The sequence below is a fragment of the Streptomyces sp. NPDC029292 genome (assembly GCF_055569295.1).
In genome coordinates, this window is record NZ_JBVHXR010000016.1 from 1 (window position 1) to 15,179 (window position 15,179).

16 protein-coding genes are annotated in these 15,179 nt (G+C 70.9%); 4 read left to right on the top strand and 12 right to left on the bottom strand.

Annotation, left to right across the window (positions count from 1 at the left end):
• Nucleotides 1–170 precede the first annotated feature (170 nt).
• Complete coding sequence (locus ACZ4WS_RS30410) at nt 171–2,087, bottom strand: FUSC family protein (protein ID WP_467985474.1); 1,917 nt, start codon at nt 2,085–2,087, stop codon at nt 171–173.
• Nucleotides 2,088–2,683: 596 nt separating this feature from the next.
• A complete protein-coding gene (locus ACZ4WS_RS30415; RefSeq protein WP_467985476.1) occupies nt 2,684–3,415 on the bottom strand; it encodes a DUF7873 family protein in 732 nt (243 codons plus the stop codon).
• Between the two features lie 278 nt (nt 3,416–3,693).
• On the opposite strand from ACZ4WS_RS30415, the gene ACZ4WS_RS30420 reads away from it, so the two are divergent.
• Nucleotides 3,694–4,155, top strand: coding sequence for a RidA family protein (locus ACZ4WS_RS30420; RefSeq protein WP_467985478.1), 462 nt, complete (start codon nt 3,694–3,696; stop codon nt 4,153–4,155).
• Here the strand turns inward: ACZ4WS_RS30420 and ACZ4WS_RS30425 are convergent.
• A complete protein-coding gene (locus tag ACZ4WS_RS30425) occupies nt 4,152–4,907 on the bottom strand; it encodes an aspartate/glutamate racemase family protein (protein ID WP_467985480.1) in 756 nt (251 codons plus the stop codon). The two genes, ACZ4WS_RS30420 and ACZ4WS_RS30425, sit on opposite strands and share 4 nt — an antisense overlap.
• A 5-nt stretch (nt 4,908–4,912) precedes the next feature.
• On the bottom strand, nt 4,913–6,388 hold the full coding sequence (locus ACZ4WS_RS30430) for an NCS1 family nucleobase:cation symporter-1 (RefSeq protein WP_467985482.1): 1,476 nt from the start codon (nt 6,386–6,388) through the stop codon (nt 4,913–4,915).
• Nucleotides 6,389–6,552: 164 nt separating this feature from the next.
• Here ACZ4WS_RS30430 and ACZ4WS_RS30435 point away from each other — a divergent pair, with 164 nt between their 5' ends.
• A complete protein-coding gene (locus ACZ4WS_RS30435; protein ID WP_467985484.1) occupies nt 6,553–7,209 on the top strand; it encodes a GntR family transcriptional regulator in 657 nt (218 codons plus the stop codon).
• Nucleotides 7,210–7,237: 28 nt separating this feature from the next.
• Here ACZ4WS_RS30435 and pip read toward each other — a convergent pair whose 3' ends face one another.
• Nucleotides 7,238–8,200, bottom strand: a complete 963-nt coding sequence (gene pip, locus ACZ4WS_RS30440) for a prolyl aminopeptidase (protein ID WP_467985485.1) — start codon at nt 8,198–8,200, stop codon at nt 7,238–7,240.
• A gap of 9 nt (nt 8,201–8,209) precedes the next feature.
• The gene (locus ACZ4WS_RS30445) at nt 8,210–8,989 is read right to left on the bottom strand and encodes a uracil-DNA glycosylase (protein ID WP_467985487.1); all 780 of its coding nucleotides are present in this window, start codon (nt 8,987–8,989) and stop codon (nt 8,210–8,212) included.
• Nucleotides 8,990–9,368: 379 nt separating this feature from the next.
• Between ACZ4WS_RS30445 and ACZ4WS_RS30450 the strand changes: the two genes are divergently transcribed.
• Nucleotides 9,369–9,902 carry an RNA-binding S4 domain-containing protein gene (locus ACZ4WS_RS30450; RefSeq protein WP_467985489.1) on the top strand — a complete coding sequence of 178 codons (534 nt, stop codon included), beginning with the start codon at nt 9,369–9,371 and terminating at the stop codon, nt 9,900–9,902.
• A 100-nt stretch (nt 9,903–10,002) separates the two neighbouring features.
• Here ACZ4WS_RS30450 and ACZ4WS_RS30455 read toward each other — a convergent pair whose 3' ends face one another.
• The 3 genes from ACZ4WS_RS30455 to ACZ4WS_RS30465 form a co-directional block, all read right to left on the bottom strand.
• Entirely contained in the window at nt 10,003–10,470 is a 468-nt protein-coding gene (locus ACZ4WS_RS30455) for a DoxX family protein (RefSeq protein ID WP_467985491.1), read from the bottom strand.
• 270 nt (nt 10,471–10,740) lie between these two features.
• Nucleotides 10,741–11,430, bottom strand: coding sequence for a class I SAM-dependent methyltransferase (locus ACZ4WS_RS30460; RefSeq protein WP_467985493.1), 690 nt, complete (start codon nt 11,428–11,430; stop codon nt 10,741–10,743).
• Nucleotides 11,431–11,544: 114 nt separating this feature from the next.
• Entirely contained in the window at nt 11,545–12,531 is a 987-nt protein-coding gene (locus ACZ4WS_RS30465; protein WP_467985889.1) for an acyltransferase domain-containing protein, read from the bottom strand.
• Between the two features lie 86 nt (nt 12,532–12,617).
• Between ACZ4WS_RS30465 and ACZ4WS_RS30470 the strand changes: the two genes are divergently transcribed.
• Nucleotides 12,618–12,914 carry a DUF6343 family protein gene (locus tag ACZ4WS_RS30470; protein WP_467985495.1) on the top strand — a complete coding sequence of 99 codons (297 nt, stop codon included), beginning with the start codon at nt 12,618–12,620 and terminating at the stop codon, nt 12,912–12,914.
• 103 nt (nt 12,915–13,017) lie between these two features.
• Here ACZ4WS_RS30470 and ACZ4WS_RS30475 read toward each other — a convergent pair whose 3' ends face one another.
• From ACZ4WS_RS30475 to ACZ4WS_RS30485, 3 genes are all read right to left on the bottom strand, one after another.
• On the bottom strand, nt 13,018–13,398 hold the full coding sequence (locus ACZ4WS_RS30475; RefSeq protein ID WP_467985497.1) for a tetratricopeptide repeat protein: 381 nt from the start codon (nt 13,396–13,398) through the stop codon (nt 13,018–13,020).
• 50 nt (nt 13,399–13,448) lie between these two features.
• Nucleotides 13,449–14,057 carry a dephospho-CoA kinase gene (gene coaE / locus ACZ4WS_RS30480; RefSeq protein ID WP_467985499.1) on the bottom strand — a complete coding sequence of 203 codons (609 nt, stop codon included), beginning with the start codon at nt 14,055–14,057 and terminating at the stop codon, nt 13,449–13,451.
• 62 nt (nt 14,058–14,119) lie between these two features.
• Nucleotides 14,120–15,058, bottom strand: coding sequence for a PAC2 family protein (locus ACZ4WS_RS30485; protein WP_467985501.1), 939 nt, complete (start codon nt 15,056–15,058; stop codon nt 14,120–14,122).
• Nucleotides 15,059–15,179: the final 121 nt, after the last annotated feature.

Below are 15,179 nucleotides of genomic sequence, written 5' to 3' on the forward strand. Positions count from 1 at the left end.
GCTCCACACCTACAATCACCACCGCGGACACACCGCGCTCAAGGGCCAACCACCCGCCAGCCGCGTCCCCAACCTCACGGGTCAGTACACCTAGGGAGCTTGGGCGCTGGCTCGGGTTCTGGACGGCGATGGGACCCTCGGGCCCTGGACGGCGACGGGCACCTCGGGCCTCAGGCGGCGGCGACGGGCACCTCGGGCCTCAGGCGGCCATGTGCCCCAAGCCCCGCCCGCTCCCGGCGCTCGGCCAGCTCGTCGAGGAGCTCGGCGATCCGCTCGGTGTGGCGGGGCGTGAGCCGCCCGGTGTCGTCGAGCTGGACGGCGCAGGCGGTGGTCGTGTCGACGAGCCGTTCGAGGGTGGCCGCGACCTCGTCCGTACCTTCCGCGTGCCGCGCCAGGGCGGGGAGTTCGGCGGCGGCGAGGTCGATCGCGGCACGGGCCTCGGCCAGCGCGCGATAGGCCTCGCGGCGCAGGACCCACCGGCCGGCCCGGTCGTCCGTCGTGCCGTCGCTCAGCACATGCGCGAGATAGGCGTCCGCCGCCTCCGCGGCGCGGGTGAGCCGGGCCCGTACGGTCCCCCCTCGCTGCCCGAGCGTCGGCAGATGCCCGACGAGCAGCACGATCGCGCAGGCCAGCAGCGTCTCGCCGATCCGGCTCCAGGAGGCCTGCGGCTCCCCGCCCACCATGACGAGGGCGAGGACGAGGACGGTGACGACGGCGGTCTGCGCGGCGAAGTGCCGTGTGGCGACGGGGATCAGGGCACCGCACAGCGCCACCAGCGCGACCAGCCCGGCGGGCCGGGGCAGCAGGGCCGCGAACCCGGCGAAGACAACAGCGCCCAGCACCGTCCCCGCCGCCCGGCACAGCACGCGCGAGGCGAGCGGCCCGAGGTCGGGCTTGACGAGGAAGACGGCGGTCGCGGGGAGCCAGTACCAGTGGGAGTGGTTCCCGTACCAGCGGGCCTGGTGCAGGGCCTGCGCCACCGCCGCGCTCGCTCCGAAGCACAGAGCGACACGGAGCCCGTACTCGCGCCCTCCGGAACCGAAGGCGGTACGAGCGAGGGACACGGCGGTACGACGCCGGGTGTGCAGGGCGTTGTAGGCGCCACCCCGGTCGAAGGCGTCGGCGGCGTGCAGCAGCGCGTCGTGGAGGGCGCGCAGCGCGGGGGCCATGGGGGTCCCCCCGCGCGAGCGAAGCCGAGCGTGGGGGAGGGCGGGCGCGGGCAACGGCCCGGGGTGCGCGTTGGCGCGGACGGCGACGGCGAGCCGCCGCGGCCCTTCCGAGGCCCGCGCGGGCACCGCCTCGCCCGCCCAGGCGAGCGCGGTCGCGGCCTCGGCGAGCGGCAGCGCGGCGGCGTACTGCGCGTGCAGCCGCCGCTCGGCCGCGGAACTGGCGTACCGGCGCAGCCGGGGCCCGGCGAGCGCGTCCTGCGCCTGGTCGAGCGCGGCGGTCAGCGCGACCCGGCGACCGGTCGCCTCCGGCCCGCCGGCCGCGTCGAGCAGCGCGGCGACCGCGTCGTACACGGCGGCGACGGCGTCCCGCTCCCCGTCGAACCGGTAGTCCCCGGCGGTGGCCCCGGTCGTCGGCAGCGCGAGCCGCAGGACGAGAAGCCACCCGGCCCCGCCCAGGAAGAAAACCGCACGCTGCCACCCGGGCTCGGGCAGCGGCATCCCGGCCCCGATGGCGGAGGCGACGAGGAGTTGTGTCCCGGCCCCGGAGGCGACGGGCCCGATGGCACTCAGGGCTCCGGCGACGAGCCCGAGGACGGTGAGGAGGAGGGTGAGCGTCACAGCCCCGACGTGCTGTCCGGCGTACGACCCGACGAGCAGCCCGCAGCCACCCGCGAGCGCGGGCACTCCCAGCCTCCGCACGGCGGCCCGCCGGCTCCCCGGCCGGTCATTGATCCCGGCGAACATGGCACCGAGTGCAGCGACGACACCGAGGGAGGTCCGCCCGGCCAGCACGGCCGCGAGCAGCAGGGGCCCGGCGGCCAGGGCACCCCGTAGGACGGCGTTCCAGGGCACGGGTCCCCGCTGTGCGCGCAGGGCGTGGGCGAGCCAGGGCGGTACGGCGACGGTGGGGAGTGGCACGGGGCTCCTGTCGGGCGAGGGCGGGGGGCTGCCTTCGGGCGACGTCGGCCGGGCTGTTGTGGTCCCTTGTAGTCCCTACGATAGATCGCGTTGCTGGAGGGAATGGAACGTAAGGGTTTCCGCGATGTGACGCTTCACGGGGATGCCGCGTTCTTTATGAACGCAACCCGTGTTCGAAGCCGATGTCCGACGCCGATGTCCGACGCCGATGTCCGACGCCCGACGTTCCCGGAAACGGGAGCGGGCCCGAGGGCGTAGCCGGCCCCCGGACCCTGTGATGCCACCCATTTCACACGCCGGCACTCTTGAGAACCCAGGTCAGTCGTTATGTCGCCGCGTCCTGCCTTTGGACCACCACGCATCGAGCTGCGCGGGCTGGACTTGAACCAGCATTTCGACGTCCCGGGGCCTGGGCCCGGTCGTTCCGGCGATCGGCGGCGAATACTGAGTCTGGAGCAAGAGTCTGAGATTGATGGTGATCCGCCCCTGACTGCTGTGGCGGGTACGGACCACTCGGTCACGACAAGCTTCAGCTTCAGCTTTGCGCTCCTCGCGCACCCCGGCCGTGGTGCGTGGTGGCCGGGGAGTTCTGAAGGCTACCCGAACAGGTAGCCGAAAACAGCGTCGCCCACCCGCTGGTCGACGACGTCCACACCATTCGCCTCTTCGCGGGCGAACTTGACGGCCTGCTGCAACTTCTCGACCCGGTCCAGGAGTTCGTTGACGCGCCGCGCGGGCAGGGCCCCGGAGAACTTCACAGTCGTCCAGTACCCGACCGGGATGTCCTCGTAATACACCTCGACCTGAGCGGGATGCTTCTCTGTGGCCTCGGCCTTGACGTGATTCCGAGGCACCTTCTTGGTCCGCAGCGTCCGCACGGGCTCGGTCTTCCAGGCATCGGTGGACGGATCCTGCACCCACGACTCGGAGGCGTCGAGAACCGGCAACTTCCGCACAAAGGCATTGAGTTCGGTGAGCTGCTTCTCAAGAAACAGCAGATAAGACACGGGCACATCGGCGACGAGCACCCGCCCGTCCACCGTCACATCCGCCCGCGCCGTGCAGTTGGCCCAGTCCTTGGTGGCGGTCACATCAAACAGCCGCGTCAGCGTCCCCGCGGTCTCCCGCAGCACATCCTCAGCCTGCACCTGAACCCGCGTCGACTCAGGCGGCAACTGCTCGCCCTCCTCGTCCTTCGGCTGATACGTCCGCGAGATACCGGCCAGCAACGCGGGCTTCTGCAGCCCGTGATGAGCGGTCGTCAGGTCTTGGTGGGACTTGGCCTTGACGCCCTTTTCTACTGCGATGATTTGATTGAGTTTCGCCACGTGGGAGACGGTATCAGCACCAACTGCGCACCCTCGAAGGATTATTCGACGGGACTAGTCGGCATCGGATTTCCCGGGCCGGGCCGACCGCGGCCGCAAAGAGTCCCTCGGCCCGGCCGAGATCCCGCACGAGATCATCCGGCTCGCTCGCCAGGCCCCGCACGACATCGTCGACAGCCCACAACCCGGCCCGCTCCAACGAGAAAAATGGGGTGCGGGGCCCGTCGTCCCACCCGCATCATCGGCAGGTTGCCCGCCGAAAGTCCCCGGGAGCCCCCATGGTCCACCGCGTCACCGTCCCCAGCCTCTTCACCCCACCCGTCTACTCCCACGCGTCCGTCGTGGAAGCAGGCACCAAGCTGGCGTTCCTCGCCGGGTCCGTGCCGCTCGACGCCGGCGGGAAGATCGTCGGCGAGGGCGATCCCGTACGGCAGGCCGAGCAGGTGCTGGCCAACCTCGACGAGCAACTGCGCGCGGTCGGCAGCGACATGGCGCACGTCGTGTCGACGGACGTGTACGTCGTCTCCAGTGAGCCCGCGGTGCTGTCCGCCGTCTGGGACGTCGTCGAGGCGTCCGGGCTCAGCATCGGCCCGCACTCGTCGACCTTGATCGGCGTGGCCTGCCTCGGGTACACCGGCCAGCTCGTCGAGATCACGGCGACCGCCGTCGTGCCCGGGCCCGACCCCGCCCCCGTGGCCGTGTCCGAGCCCGAAGCCGTGTCCGAGCCCGACCGCGTCTAGGGCGTACGTCGGCCACGCGCGTTGCGCGGCGAGCCCCCCGCCCCCGGGGGACCCCACACCCGCCGCTTCGGCAACGGCCGCGCATAACCCCCCGCCCGGCTCGTCGTCAGCCCCAGCGACACCAGTGACTCCGCGAGCTTGACCGCCGCGGCGACCCCGTCGACGACGGGCAGCCCCAGCTTCTCCCCCACCGCCCGCTGCAGCCCGGTCATGCCGGCGCAGCCGAGGACGAGGACCTCGGCTCCGGCATCGCGGGCGTGCTCGGCGGCGCGTATGAAGGCCTCCTCGGTGCGTTCGGTGTCGCCGAGGTCGAGGACGCCGAGCCCGGTGCCGACGACCGCGGAGCAGTTCTGGGCGACCCCGGCGGCGTACAGGCTGTCCTCGATCTGGCCGCGCGAGCGTTCCAGGGTGGTGACGACGCCGTACCGGCGGCCGAGCAGGCAGGCGAGGTGGGCGGCGGCCTCGGTGATGTCGACGACCGGTACGTCCACCAGCTCCCGTGCGCCCTCGCGGCCGTGCTCCCCGAAACCGGCCATGACCACGGCGTCGTACGGGCCCTCGTACGTGCGCAGGGTGTCGAGGACGGCCGCCGCCGAGAGATAGCTGTCGAGCCAGCCCTCCGCGGACTCGGGTCCCCAGGCGGGGGTGAGTCCGGTCACGGTGGTGCCCGGGCCTGCGGCGGCCCGGGCACCTCGTACGATCTCCTCGGTCATCTCCTGCGTCGTGTTGCAGTTGGTGACGACGATGCGCACGCCGCTCAGACCTCCACGGGCTCGGGAACAGCGGCCTCGGAAACGGTGCGCTCGGAGCGGCACAGCACCGCGTACAGTCCGGCGGCCAGCGCCGTCCCGATGAACCAGGAGTACGGGGCGACGTCGCTGAAGGCCTTCACCAGCGCGAGCACCGCGGCCACGGCCGCCGAGGGCAGGAACGCCCACAGGGCCTTGGGGTTGACGCCCTTGCGGTAGTAGTAGCGCGATCCCGGCTGGGCGTTGAAGAGCTGGTCGATGTCGACGCGGCCGCGCTTGACCCAGTAGTAGTCGAGCATGATCACGCCGAACAGCGGTCCCAGGAAGGCGCCGAGGCCGCCGAGGAAGTAGTTGACGACGGTGGGGTTGGAGAAGAGGTTCCAGGGGGTCACGACCAGTGCGGCGACCGTGCTGATCATGCCGCCGACCTTGAAGGTGATCTTCTGCGGCCAGACGTTCGCCAGGTCGTACGCCGGCGAGACGAAGTTGGCGACGATGTTGACGCCCATGGTGGCGATGGCGAAGGTCAGGGCGCCGAGGACCAGGACCCAGGTGTTGCCGATCTTCGCGACGAGCAGCGCCGGGTCGGTGATGGCCTCGCCGAACGCCTCGATCGAGCCGGCCGTGACGATGACCGACACGATCACGAAGGCCGTGGAGTTGATGGGCAGGCCCCAGAAGTTGCCGCGCCGGACCGTCTTGTAGCTGGGGGCGAAGCGTGAGAAGTCGCAGAAGTTGAGCATCAGGGTGCCGTAGGTGGCGAGGATCAGCCCGACCGCTCCGAACCACTGCCGCCACTGCTCGCCGACGGAGACCGGGTGCGGGGTCGAGGTGAGCGAGATGCTCCAGCCGGCCTTGGCGAGGACCCAGATGGCCAGCGCGATCATCACCAGCCAGATCGCCGGGCCGCAGAAGTCCTGGAACTTCCGGACCGACTCCATGCCCTGGCTGATGATCATCGCCTGAATCAGCCACAGGGTGACGAAGGACGTCCAGCCGAGTGCGTCCAGGCCGAGGAAGGAGTGGTGGGTCCAGGACTCGAGACCCGGCCAGGCCGCCAGCAGCATGACGTTGACCGCGACCGACGCCAGATAGGTCTGGATGCCGTACCACATGATGGCGATGACGGCCCTGATCAGCGCGGGGATGTTGGCACCCCAGACGCCGAAGCTGATGCGGCTGACGACGGGGAAGGGCACGCCGGTGCGCTGCCCGATGCGGCCCATCATGTTCATCCCGGCATAGATGATCACGAAGCCGACGAGCAGCGACGTGAAGATCTGCCAGACGTTCATGCCGAGGACCAACAGGCCTGCGGCGAACGTGTAGTTGCCGAGGTTGTGGACGTCGGACATCCACATGGCGAAGAGGTCGAAGACCTTCCAGTTGCGCTTGTCGGCGGGCGCGAGGTCTTCGTTGGTGAGCCGGGGGTCGGGGACGAACGCTGGCGTGCCGGTGACTTCGGCACGGTCGGCGAGGGACACGGGGCCTCCCTGAGCGAGGGGACGGAGGTGGCCTTTCCAGGTGGCCTTTCCAAGCGTGTTTGGTATACCAAACTGCTCTCATGGTCCCTCCGTCAACCGTTCCGACCGATGTCGCAATTGTTAACGCTCCGTAAAACAGGTCCCAAGTCGGCGAGGATGGCCTCATGACGAAGATCGAACCCCTGGGAGCGGTGCGTGAGCGCGTCCTGGCGACCCTGCGGCAGGACATCATCGCGGGCCGCCTCCGGCCCGGCGACCGCCTGGTCGAGCGGGAACTGGCCGAGCGCCTCGGCGTCTCCCGGGTTCCGGTCCGCGAGGCGATCCGCGCCCTGGTCGCCGAGGGTTTCGTCCTCTTCGAGACGCCGCGCAGGACCGTCGTACGCCGGCTGACTCCGACCGACGTCAAGGAACTCTTCGAACTGCGCGAGGCCCTGGAGGTCTACGCGGCCGGACGCGCCGCCTCCCGCGCCATACCGGAAACCCTCGCGGAACTGGAGGAGTTGCTGGACCGCGCGGCGACCGCGACCCGCGCCGACGACGCGGAGGCGATCACCGACATCAACACCCGTTTCCACGACCGCATCCTGGCCATGGCGGGCAACAGCCTGCTGATCTCCGTCATGGAGCCGGTCGACGGCCGACTGCGCTGGCTCACCCGGCAGAACGAGGAATGGCCCCAACTCCTCACCGAACACCGCGAGTTGTACGAGTCGATCGCGTCCGGCGACCCGGACCGGGCCCGTGCGCACGCGCTCGCCCATGTCCAGGCCAACTATCGGTCCACGGTGCGGCACCTCTTCGGCGAAACCGAAGTTCCCTGAACCCGAAGATCGCTGAACCTGAAGATCCCTAGCGGAGGGCGTACTTGTCCGTCGCCGCCACCAACGCGTCCACCACACCCGTCGCGCCCATGGTGTGCCCCACGTCGTCCACGATGATCAACTCACTGTCGGGCCAGGCCCGGTGAAGCCGCCACACCGTGCCCAGCAGGTTCGCCAAGTCGAGGCTGCCCTGGACGAGGGTGCCGGGGATGCCCTTCAGCAGGGCCGCGTCGCGGATCACGACGCCCTCGTCGTTGTCCTCCCCCAGGAAGTGGTCGTTGCCGAAGTAGTGCGTGACGGTCCGCGCGAAGCCGAGGCGGAACCGCGGGTCCTCGTAACGCTCCACGGACCTCGGCGGCGCGGGGACGATCGCCGTCTCCCAGTCGGTCCAGGCCCGCGCCGCCCGCACCCGCACCTCGGGGTCGGGCGATTCGAGCAGCCGGCTGTACGCGGCCGCGAGGTTCCCGTCCCGCTCCCCCTCCGGCAGCTCGGCGAGGAACCGTTCGAAGGCCTCGGGGAAGATCTTCCCAAGTCCCCTGGTCAGCAGGGCCACTTCGGCGTTCGAGCCGGTGGCCACCGCGGTCAGCACCAACTCGGATACGACGTCCGGGTGCGTCTGCGCGTACCGCAGCCCCAGCACCGAACCCCACGACACCCCCCACACCAGCCACCGCTCGATGCCCAAGTGACGTCGCAGCAGCTCCAGGTCCCCGATCACATGCGCCGTCGTATTGACGCTCATGTCCGTCCCGAACGCGCTCGCGAGCGGGGTGGAACGTCCGCAACCGCGCTGGTCGAGCAGCACGATCCGATACTTGGCGGGGTCGCAGTAGCGCCGGAACCAAGGACCGCATCCGGACCCCGGACCGCCGTGCAGCATGACGGCGGTCTTGCCGTCGGGGTTACCGCAGACCTCCCAGTACACACGGTTGCCGTCCCCGACGTCGAGCATCCCCTGGTCGTACGGTTCGATCTCCGGATAGAGGCCCATCACGCGAGGCTAACCCGCGTACGGCCGCGTCGGCAGCCCCGCCGCCTCGGCCGCCGTACGCAGCACGTCCCGCAGCATGGCGGGGGTCAGCTTCCCGGTGAAGGTGTTCCGCTGGCTGACGTGGAAGCATCCGAAGAGCTCGACCGAGCCGCTCGACTCCGGCTCCGGCTCCGACTCCGGCTCCGGCTCCGGCTCCGGCTCCGGCTCCGGCTCCGGCTCGAGCGTGACCCGCGCCCCGTGCGCGAACACCGGCCTCGGCCGAGGCACCACCCACCCCGCCGCGGCGAGCGCGGGCAACGCGGCCTGCCACCCGAAGGCGCCGAGCACGACGACCGCGCGAAGCGAGGGCCGCAACAGCTCCAACTCCCTTACGAGCCATGGTCGGCAGGTGTCCCGCTCCTCGGGCGTCGGCTTGTTGGCGGGCGGCGCGCAGTGCACGGGCGAGGTCACGCGTACGCCGTACAGCTCCAGCCCGTCGTCCACGCTCACCGAAGTCCCCCGCGACGCCAGCCCCACATCGTGCAGCGCCGCGTAGAGAACGTCCCCGGACCGGTCCCCCGTGAACATCCGCCCGGTCCGGTTCCCCCCGTGCGCGGCGGGCGCGAGTCCGACGATCAGCAGCGCGGCGTCGGCCGGTCCGAAGCCGGGTACCGGGCGACCCCAGTACGTCTGGTCGGCGAAGGCGGCGCGCTTGGTACGGGCCACCTCCTCCCGCCATGCGACGAGGCGCGGACAGGCCCGGCACCCGGTGACCCGCGCGTCCAGTCCGGCCAGACCGCTGCTGTCCATGCCACCACCGTACGACCGGGTGACGACCGGGCGCCTGCCCCGTACGGCTACGTCATCGACGCACCCCGCCGCCACGAACCCGCAGATCAGCAGGGAGAGGATCGCGAGGAGCGGCCAGATGAAGCGGAGGTACTTGTCATAGCCGACCTTCGCGAGGGCAACGCCGCCGAGGGTGACGGCGGTGGTGGGGACCCAGGGGCACCTGTTTCGGCCGCGCCCTGCTGACGTACTTCGCCACGTACACAGCGACCGCTTCCTGCCGCATCCCGGACGACCTCACACAACAGCCTCGGCACTCCCCGGGGCGATCGCATCCGGGGCTGTCCGTGCGACGGAAATTCCGCCCGGCCCGTCCGCTACGGGGGACTAAGGTCGAGACATGGGTTCTGAGGGTGCGGGCGAGGACAGGGACGACGCCACGGAGAGCACGGCAGATGTGCGCGGCTCGGCCGATGCCGACGCCGATGCCGTCGCCGCAGCCAAGGCCGCCGGGCCGGCGAGCGGCGAGAGCGTGCGGGTGGACAGCTGGATCTGGTCCGTGCGTCTCGTCAAGACCCGCTCGATGGGCGCCACCGCCTGCCGGGGCGGCCATGTCCGGGTGAACGGCGAACGCGTCAAGCCCGCGTACGGCGTGCACGTCGGCGACGAGGTGCGTCTGCGGCACGGCGGCCGGGAGCGGGTCGTCGTCGTGAAGCGCCTGATCCGCAAGCGGGTCGGCCCACCGGTCGCGGCTGAGTGCTATGTCGACAACAGTCCTCCGCCGCCGCCCCGCGAGGCCGTAGCCCCGGCAGGCGTCCGCGACCGCGGCGCCGGTCGCCCGACCAAGCGGGACCGGCGCGAGATGGAACGCCTGCGGGGGCTCTCCGGCCCACCCGGCCCCTCCGGCCCGGAGAGCGGTCTCGACGGCTCCTGAACGTCCGGGAGCAGGGCGGGAGGCGGGGGGCGCCAGTCCTGGCGTACGACTTCGAGGGCTCCCCCTGCTGTATGGGGGAGCCCTCGGTCTCGTACGGCCGTCACACCCGTCGGCGTACCAGGCGGAGCAGCTCGGTGGTGTGGCTCCTGCGGGCCCACGCGATCAGGGCGAGCGGCAGGATCAGGATGAGCGGGGTCGCCTCGTACGGTCCGTGAATGGCGGTGACGTTCACGATGAACGCGCCGACCATCAGCGCGCTGAGCGCCACCGCCGCCACGGAGTCCAGCAGCGGGGTCAACAGGGCGATGCCTCCGGCGAGTTCGAGCGCGCCGATGATGTACATGCCCGTGTGGCCCCAGCCCAGCTTGTCGAAGGCCTCGACGGCCGACGGGTGCGCGATCAGCTTGGGCAGGGCGCTCGCGATCCCGTAGAAGAGGCCTAGGACGATTTGCAGGGCGGTGAGGGAGATGCGGGCGCGGCGGGTGCGGGGTGTGGTGGAGGCGGGGGTGGGGGTGGACGCGGAGGGAGCGTGGGTGACGGAGGTGACGGGGGCGGTGGTCTCGGACATCGGGGTCTCCTGTGTGAAGCGGGGGCCGGTGCTTTCACAGAGGTAGACCGGGTGGGCGTCTGGAACTCATCGGTGTGGGACGGGATTTGTTCGCCCCCCTCCGCCCCTACCCCTCCCCCACTCTCGGCTTCGCTCGAGCGGGGGGACCCCCATCGTCCCTGGGGGCTGCGCCCCCAGACCCCCGCTTCGACCTGAACGGCCTCGTCCTCAAACGCCGGACGGGCTGAAGATTGCCCCCGGAGCTGGATGGCTCGCCGCCTCACCAAACAGCTAGACCTTCACCGCCTTCACCCACACCCCGTCCTCCGTCAGATACCGGTCCACTCCCAGCCCCGCCTCCCTCAACGCCTCCTCGAACTGCTCCTTCGTCAGCGGGCGGGCCAGGAACGTCTGGGTCCATGTCGCGTCCGGGAACACATACTCCGCGTGAACCGAATTCACACCGTCACCGACGGGCTCTGCCGACAGGATCCGTGAGGTGAAGCCGGAGGGGTCGACCCGCTCGCGGGGCACGTTCGTGTGCCAGTCCTCTCCCTCGCGCTGGATCAACACACAGCCGTCCTCGGCGACATGGCGGGCGCATGTCTTCAGCAGCGCGTGCCGCTCCTCGATGTCCCCGGTGTGGACGAGGAACGACGCGAGCATCACCACGTCGAACGTCTCACCGAGGTCGAGGTCCTCGATGGCGCTGCGTATCGTGCGGGCCCCGCGGACCCGCTTCAGCATCTCCGCCGACTCGTCCACCGCCGTGACCGTGAACCCGCGCTCCAGGAGGGGATGGGTCATCCGGCCCACCCCGCTGCCCAGTTCCAGGATGTGCGCGCCCGCGGGCACCGCCGCGGTGATGATGTCCGGCTCGTCCCTGACCGGCAGGCGCGCATAGACCTCGACAGCGCAGCCATCCGGTGTGATCGCACCGGGTCCGGTCCCCTCGTGTCCCTGACGCTTCTCGATCCTCATACCCGTCCAACGGCCCGCCCTCGTCCGCCCGTTCCCCTTCTCCATCACTCGTTCGAGTGATGGCGGCAGGTGTGCGACGGGTGCACGACGAGGGGGCGACGGATTGGCGACGTGTTACAGCGCGAACCAGCCCTGCCCGACGTACCAGTGTCCGCCCGCGCGCAGATGGTCCCCCACCGCGCGCTCGACACTGCTGCGCCGCGGCAGCTCCTCCACCGGCAGCTCCGGATCACCGAAGACGAACCCGACGGGGACGCCGTCGTCCGGGGTCGCCTCCTGGTAGGCGATCTCGAAGCGGTCCTGGAAGCGGACGATGTTGGAGTCGGCCGGCACGTACCGCTTGAGCTGGGGGTCGAGGAGCCAGGAGTGGCAGACCGCGACTTCGTAGCGCTCGTCGGGGTAGTGGCGGGCGAAGAACTCCCGTGCCAGCGTGAGCGAACGGTCGCAGGCGGAGGGGGACAAGGGGCCGCGGAAGTCGGTGATGTGCACGCTCAGACAAGGGTCGCCGGGACCCGCTCCCAGGCCCGCCGCCGCGACGGCCCGGCCCGTGCGCCGGCCGAGTCGCGCCCGCTGGAACTGCAGCCGGCCCAGCTGGAACAGCTCACCGTGGAAGTGCAGGGCTATCCACCAGGGGAACAGCAGCCCAGGCGTGCCGAGCCGTCTGTGGTGTACGGCCACGTGCCGGCCGAGGTCGGCGAGGGTGCGCCGGGACACGTCCTCCGGGACGCCGCGCCGCCGGTGGTACGCGCGCACGTAGGGAAGGGCCGCGATGAAGACGTACAGATGGAAGCAGCGCCCGAGCACCCCCGTCGACGCGGGGAACGCGGGCGGCTCCCAGCCCTTTTCGATCTCCCCCATGTCCCGTACGAAGCGGCCGACACACCGCGCGAGGAGCGTCATCGCCTCCTCGTCCGCCGCCAACCGGGCGCGCAGTGCGACGAGTTCGTTGATGTGCTCGTGGGCCACGGTCAGGTCGAGCAGGACGTCCGGCAGCTCGTCCGCGTCCGGCAGCACCACCTCCACCGGGGGCGCGCCCTCACTCTCCAGGTCCCTCAGCCACTCGGCGAGCCTCGCGTCCGCCCGCAGCGCCTCCAGCAGCACTGTCGCCTCCCCCGTCGCTCCCACCGCTCTCCCTTGGTGAACGTGCACCACGAAGAGTACGTTTCCCAGTAGGAGTAGTGATCTCGATGCGTACGGGCAGTGAACCGACGACAGCGCGCAGTGCTCTGCGGATGCGCTTCTGGCTGAGCGTCTGGGGTCTGATCTGGGCGATCGCCGGGACGGCCGCGTTCGCCCTGGCCGGGCGGCCCGGATGGGCGGCCGCCTGCGGCGTGCTGTGGCTGATCGTCACCGTCGACATGACCATGATCCTGCGGCACATCCGCCAGGGTCCGCATTACCAGCCGGGCCGCGACATCCCGCCGTACCGGCCGCCGGACCACCGGCCGCCGCCGTATCGGCCGCCGGAACACCGCCACCCCTGACCGTGGTCCCTGTCCTGCGCCCCTGACCACCGCCCCTGTCCGAGGTCCCTGACCACCGTCCCCGTCCGCCGTCCCCGTCCGCCGTCCCCGTCCGGTTCAGGTCTCACGAGTCGAAGCGCGCGGCTTCCAGGTACTGCGGCTTCGGGTCCAGGGCCGCCGCCAGTCTGAAGTGGCGCTTCGCCTCGTCGGGGCGGGCCTGGCGCTCATAGGTCCGGGCGAGCGCGAAGTGCGCGAACGCGTTGTCCGGCTCGCGCTCCAGGACGATCGTGAACTCCAGCTCCGCGGGGCGCAGTTGCGCGGCGGCGAAGAAGGCACGCGCGCGCAGCAACCGCGCGGCCGTGTTCTCCGGATGCGCGGCGATGACTGAGTCGAGCAGCTTCACCGCACCCCGCGGGTCCCGCGCGGCGAGCAGTTGCTCGGCGGCACGGAAGTCGATGACATGCGTCTCCGGAGTACGTCCGGTCGATCCGCTGGTCTCGGGCACGGCTGACTCCTTCCCTCACTGCACGGGTTCAACGCCCCCAAGGAGGGCCGCTATTCCTGGGGCTGGTGTGCCCTCCGTACGAGATCCGTCCATACGTCCTGTACGCGGCGCTCCAGCTCTTCCAGTGGTACGTCGTTGTCGATGACGATGTCCGCGATCTCCAGGCGCTTGTCACGCGTGGCCTGCGCGGCCATGCGGGCGCGGGCGTCCTCCTCGGTCATGCCGCGCAGCCGGACGAGGCGGTCGAGCTGGGTTTCCGGGCCGGCGTCGACGACGATCACGAGGTCGTACAGCCCCGCGAGGCCGTTCTCCGCGAGCAGGGGCACGTCGTGCACGACGACGGCGTCTTCGGAGGCGGCGCCTTCGAGTTCGCGTGAACGGGCGCCCACCAGGGGGTGCACGATCGCGTTCAGAGTGGCGAGCTTCTCCGGGTCGGCGAAGACGATGGAGCCCAGCTTGGGCCGGTCCAGGCTGCCGTCCGGTGCGAGCATCTCCTCGCCGAAGGCGTCGACGACGGCCGCGAGCCCGGGAGTTCCGGGCGCGACGACCTCCCGCGCGATCCGGTCCGCGTCGATCAGCACCGCGCCGTGCTCGACGAGCAGCCGCGACACCTCGCTCTTGCCGGCGCCGATACCGCCGGTCAGGCCCACCTTCAGCATGCCCAGCAGCTTAGGGCCTGCCACTGACAGTCCCTCCGACAGGGAGCCCGGAAAGACCAGGGCTAGGCGTCGCCCTCCCGCTCCGCCAGGAACCGCTCGAACTCCAACCCGATCTCGTCCGCCGACGGGATGTCCACCGGCTCCGCGAGCATGTTGCCCCGGGTCTCGGCGCCCGCGGCGGCGTCGTACTGGTGCTCAAGGCCCTGGACGAGGGAGACGAGCTCTTCGTCGCCCTCCTGGATCTGCCGGTCGATCTCCGTCTGGGTGCGGTGCGCCTCGGTGCGCAGGGAGTGCGCGATGCCGGGGAGTACCAGGCCGGTCGCGGCGGTGATCGACTCCAGGACGGTCAGCGCGGCGTCCGGGTACGGGGAGCGGGCGATGTAGTGCGGCACGTGCGCGGCGACGCCGAGGACGTCGTGTCCGGCCTCCATGAGGCGGTACTCGACGAGCGCCTCGGCGCTGCCGGGGACCTGTGCCTCGTCGAAGGGGCTGCGGTGTCCCGGCACCAGCTCGGCGCGGTTGCCGTGCGGGGTGAGGCCCACGGGGCGCGTGTGCGGGACGCCCATGGGGATGCCGTGGAAGTTCACGGAGAGGCGGACGCCGAGCCGCTCCACGACCTGCTGGACGGCGGCGGCGAAGCGCTCCCACTCGACGTCCGGCTCGGGGCCGGAGAGCAGCAGGAAGGGCGCGCCCGTGGCGTCCTGTACGAGCCGTACGTCAAGGGTCGGCTCTTCGTATTCGGTCCAGCGGTCGCGCTTGAACGTCAGCAGCGGGCGGCGGGCCCGGTAGTCCACGAGCCGGTCGTGGTCGAAACGGGCCACGACCTGGTGGGGCAGCGAGTCGAGCAGCCGGTCGACGATCTGGTCGCCGGTTTCGCCCGCGTCGATGTATCCGTCGAAGTGGTAGAGCATGACCAGTCCGGCCGACTCCTGGGCGAGCGCCATGTCCACCACGGCCAGGCCCTTCGGCTCCCATGCGTACAAACCCTGCGGATCAAGCACTGTGACCGCTCCTCCTCGTGTTCGTACTGCACAACGTGGTGGGGGGGGGGGGGGGGGGGGGGGGGGGGGGGGGGGGGTGGGGGGCGGGGGGGGGGGGGGGTGAGCTTCCTTACCCGAGAGA

Bases quoted from the DNA above. Each gene is read 5' to 3' on its own strand.
- ACZ4WS_RS30420 (WP_467985478.1), top strand. From the start codon at position 3,694: ATGGTCCACCGCGTCACCGTCCCCAGCCTCTTCACCCCACCCGTCTAC.
- ACZ4WS_RS30435 (WP_467985484.1), top strand. From the start codon at position 6,553: ATGACGAAGATCGAACCCCTGGGAGCGGTGCGTGAGCGCGTCCTGGCG.
- pip (WP_467985485.1), bottom strand. From the start codon at position 8,200: ATGGGCCTCTATCCGGAGATCGAACCGTACGACCAGGGGATGCTCGAC.
- ACZ4WS_RS30445 (WP_467985487.1), bottom strand. From the start codon at position 8,989: ATGGACAGCAGCGGTCTGGCCGGACTGGACGCGCGGGTCACCGGGTGC.
- ACZ4WS_RS30450 (WP_467985489.1), top strand. From the start codon at position 9,369: ATGGGTTCTGAGGGTGCGGGCGAGGACAGGGACGACGCCACGGAGAGC.
- ACZ4WS_RS30455 (WP_467985491.1), bottom strand. From the start codon at position 10,470: ATGTCCGAGACCACCGCCCCCGTCACCTCCGTCACCCACGCTCCCTCC.
- ACZ4WS_RS30460 (WP_467985493.1), bottom strand. From the start codon at position 11,430: ATGAGGATCGAGAAGCGTCAGGGACACGAGGGGACCGGACCCGGTGCG.
- ACZ4WS_RS30470 (WP_467985495.1), top strand. From the start codon at position 12,618: ATGCGTACGGGCAGTGAACCGACGACAGCGCGCAGTGCTCTGCGGATG.
- coaE (WP_467985499.1), bottom strand. From the start codon at position 14,057: ATGCTGAAGGTGGGCCTGACCGGCGGTATCGGCGCCGGCAAGAGCGAG.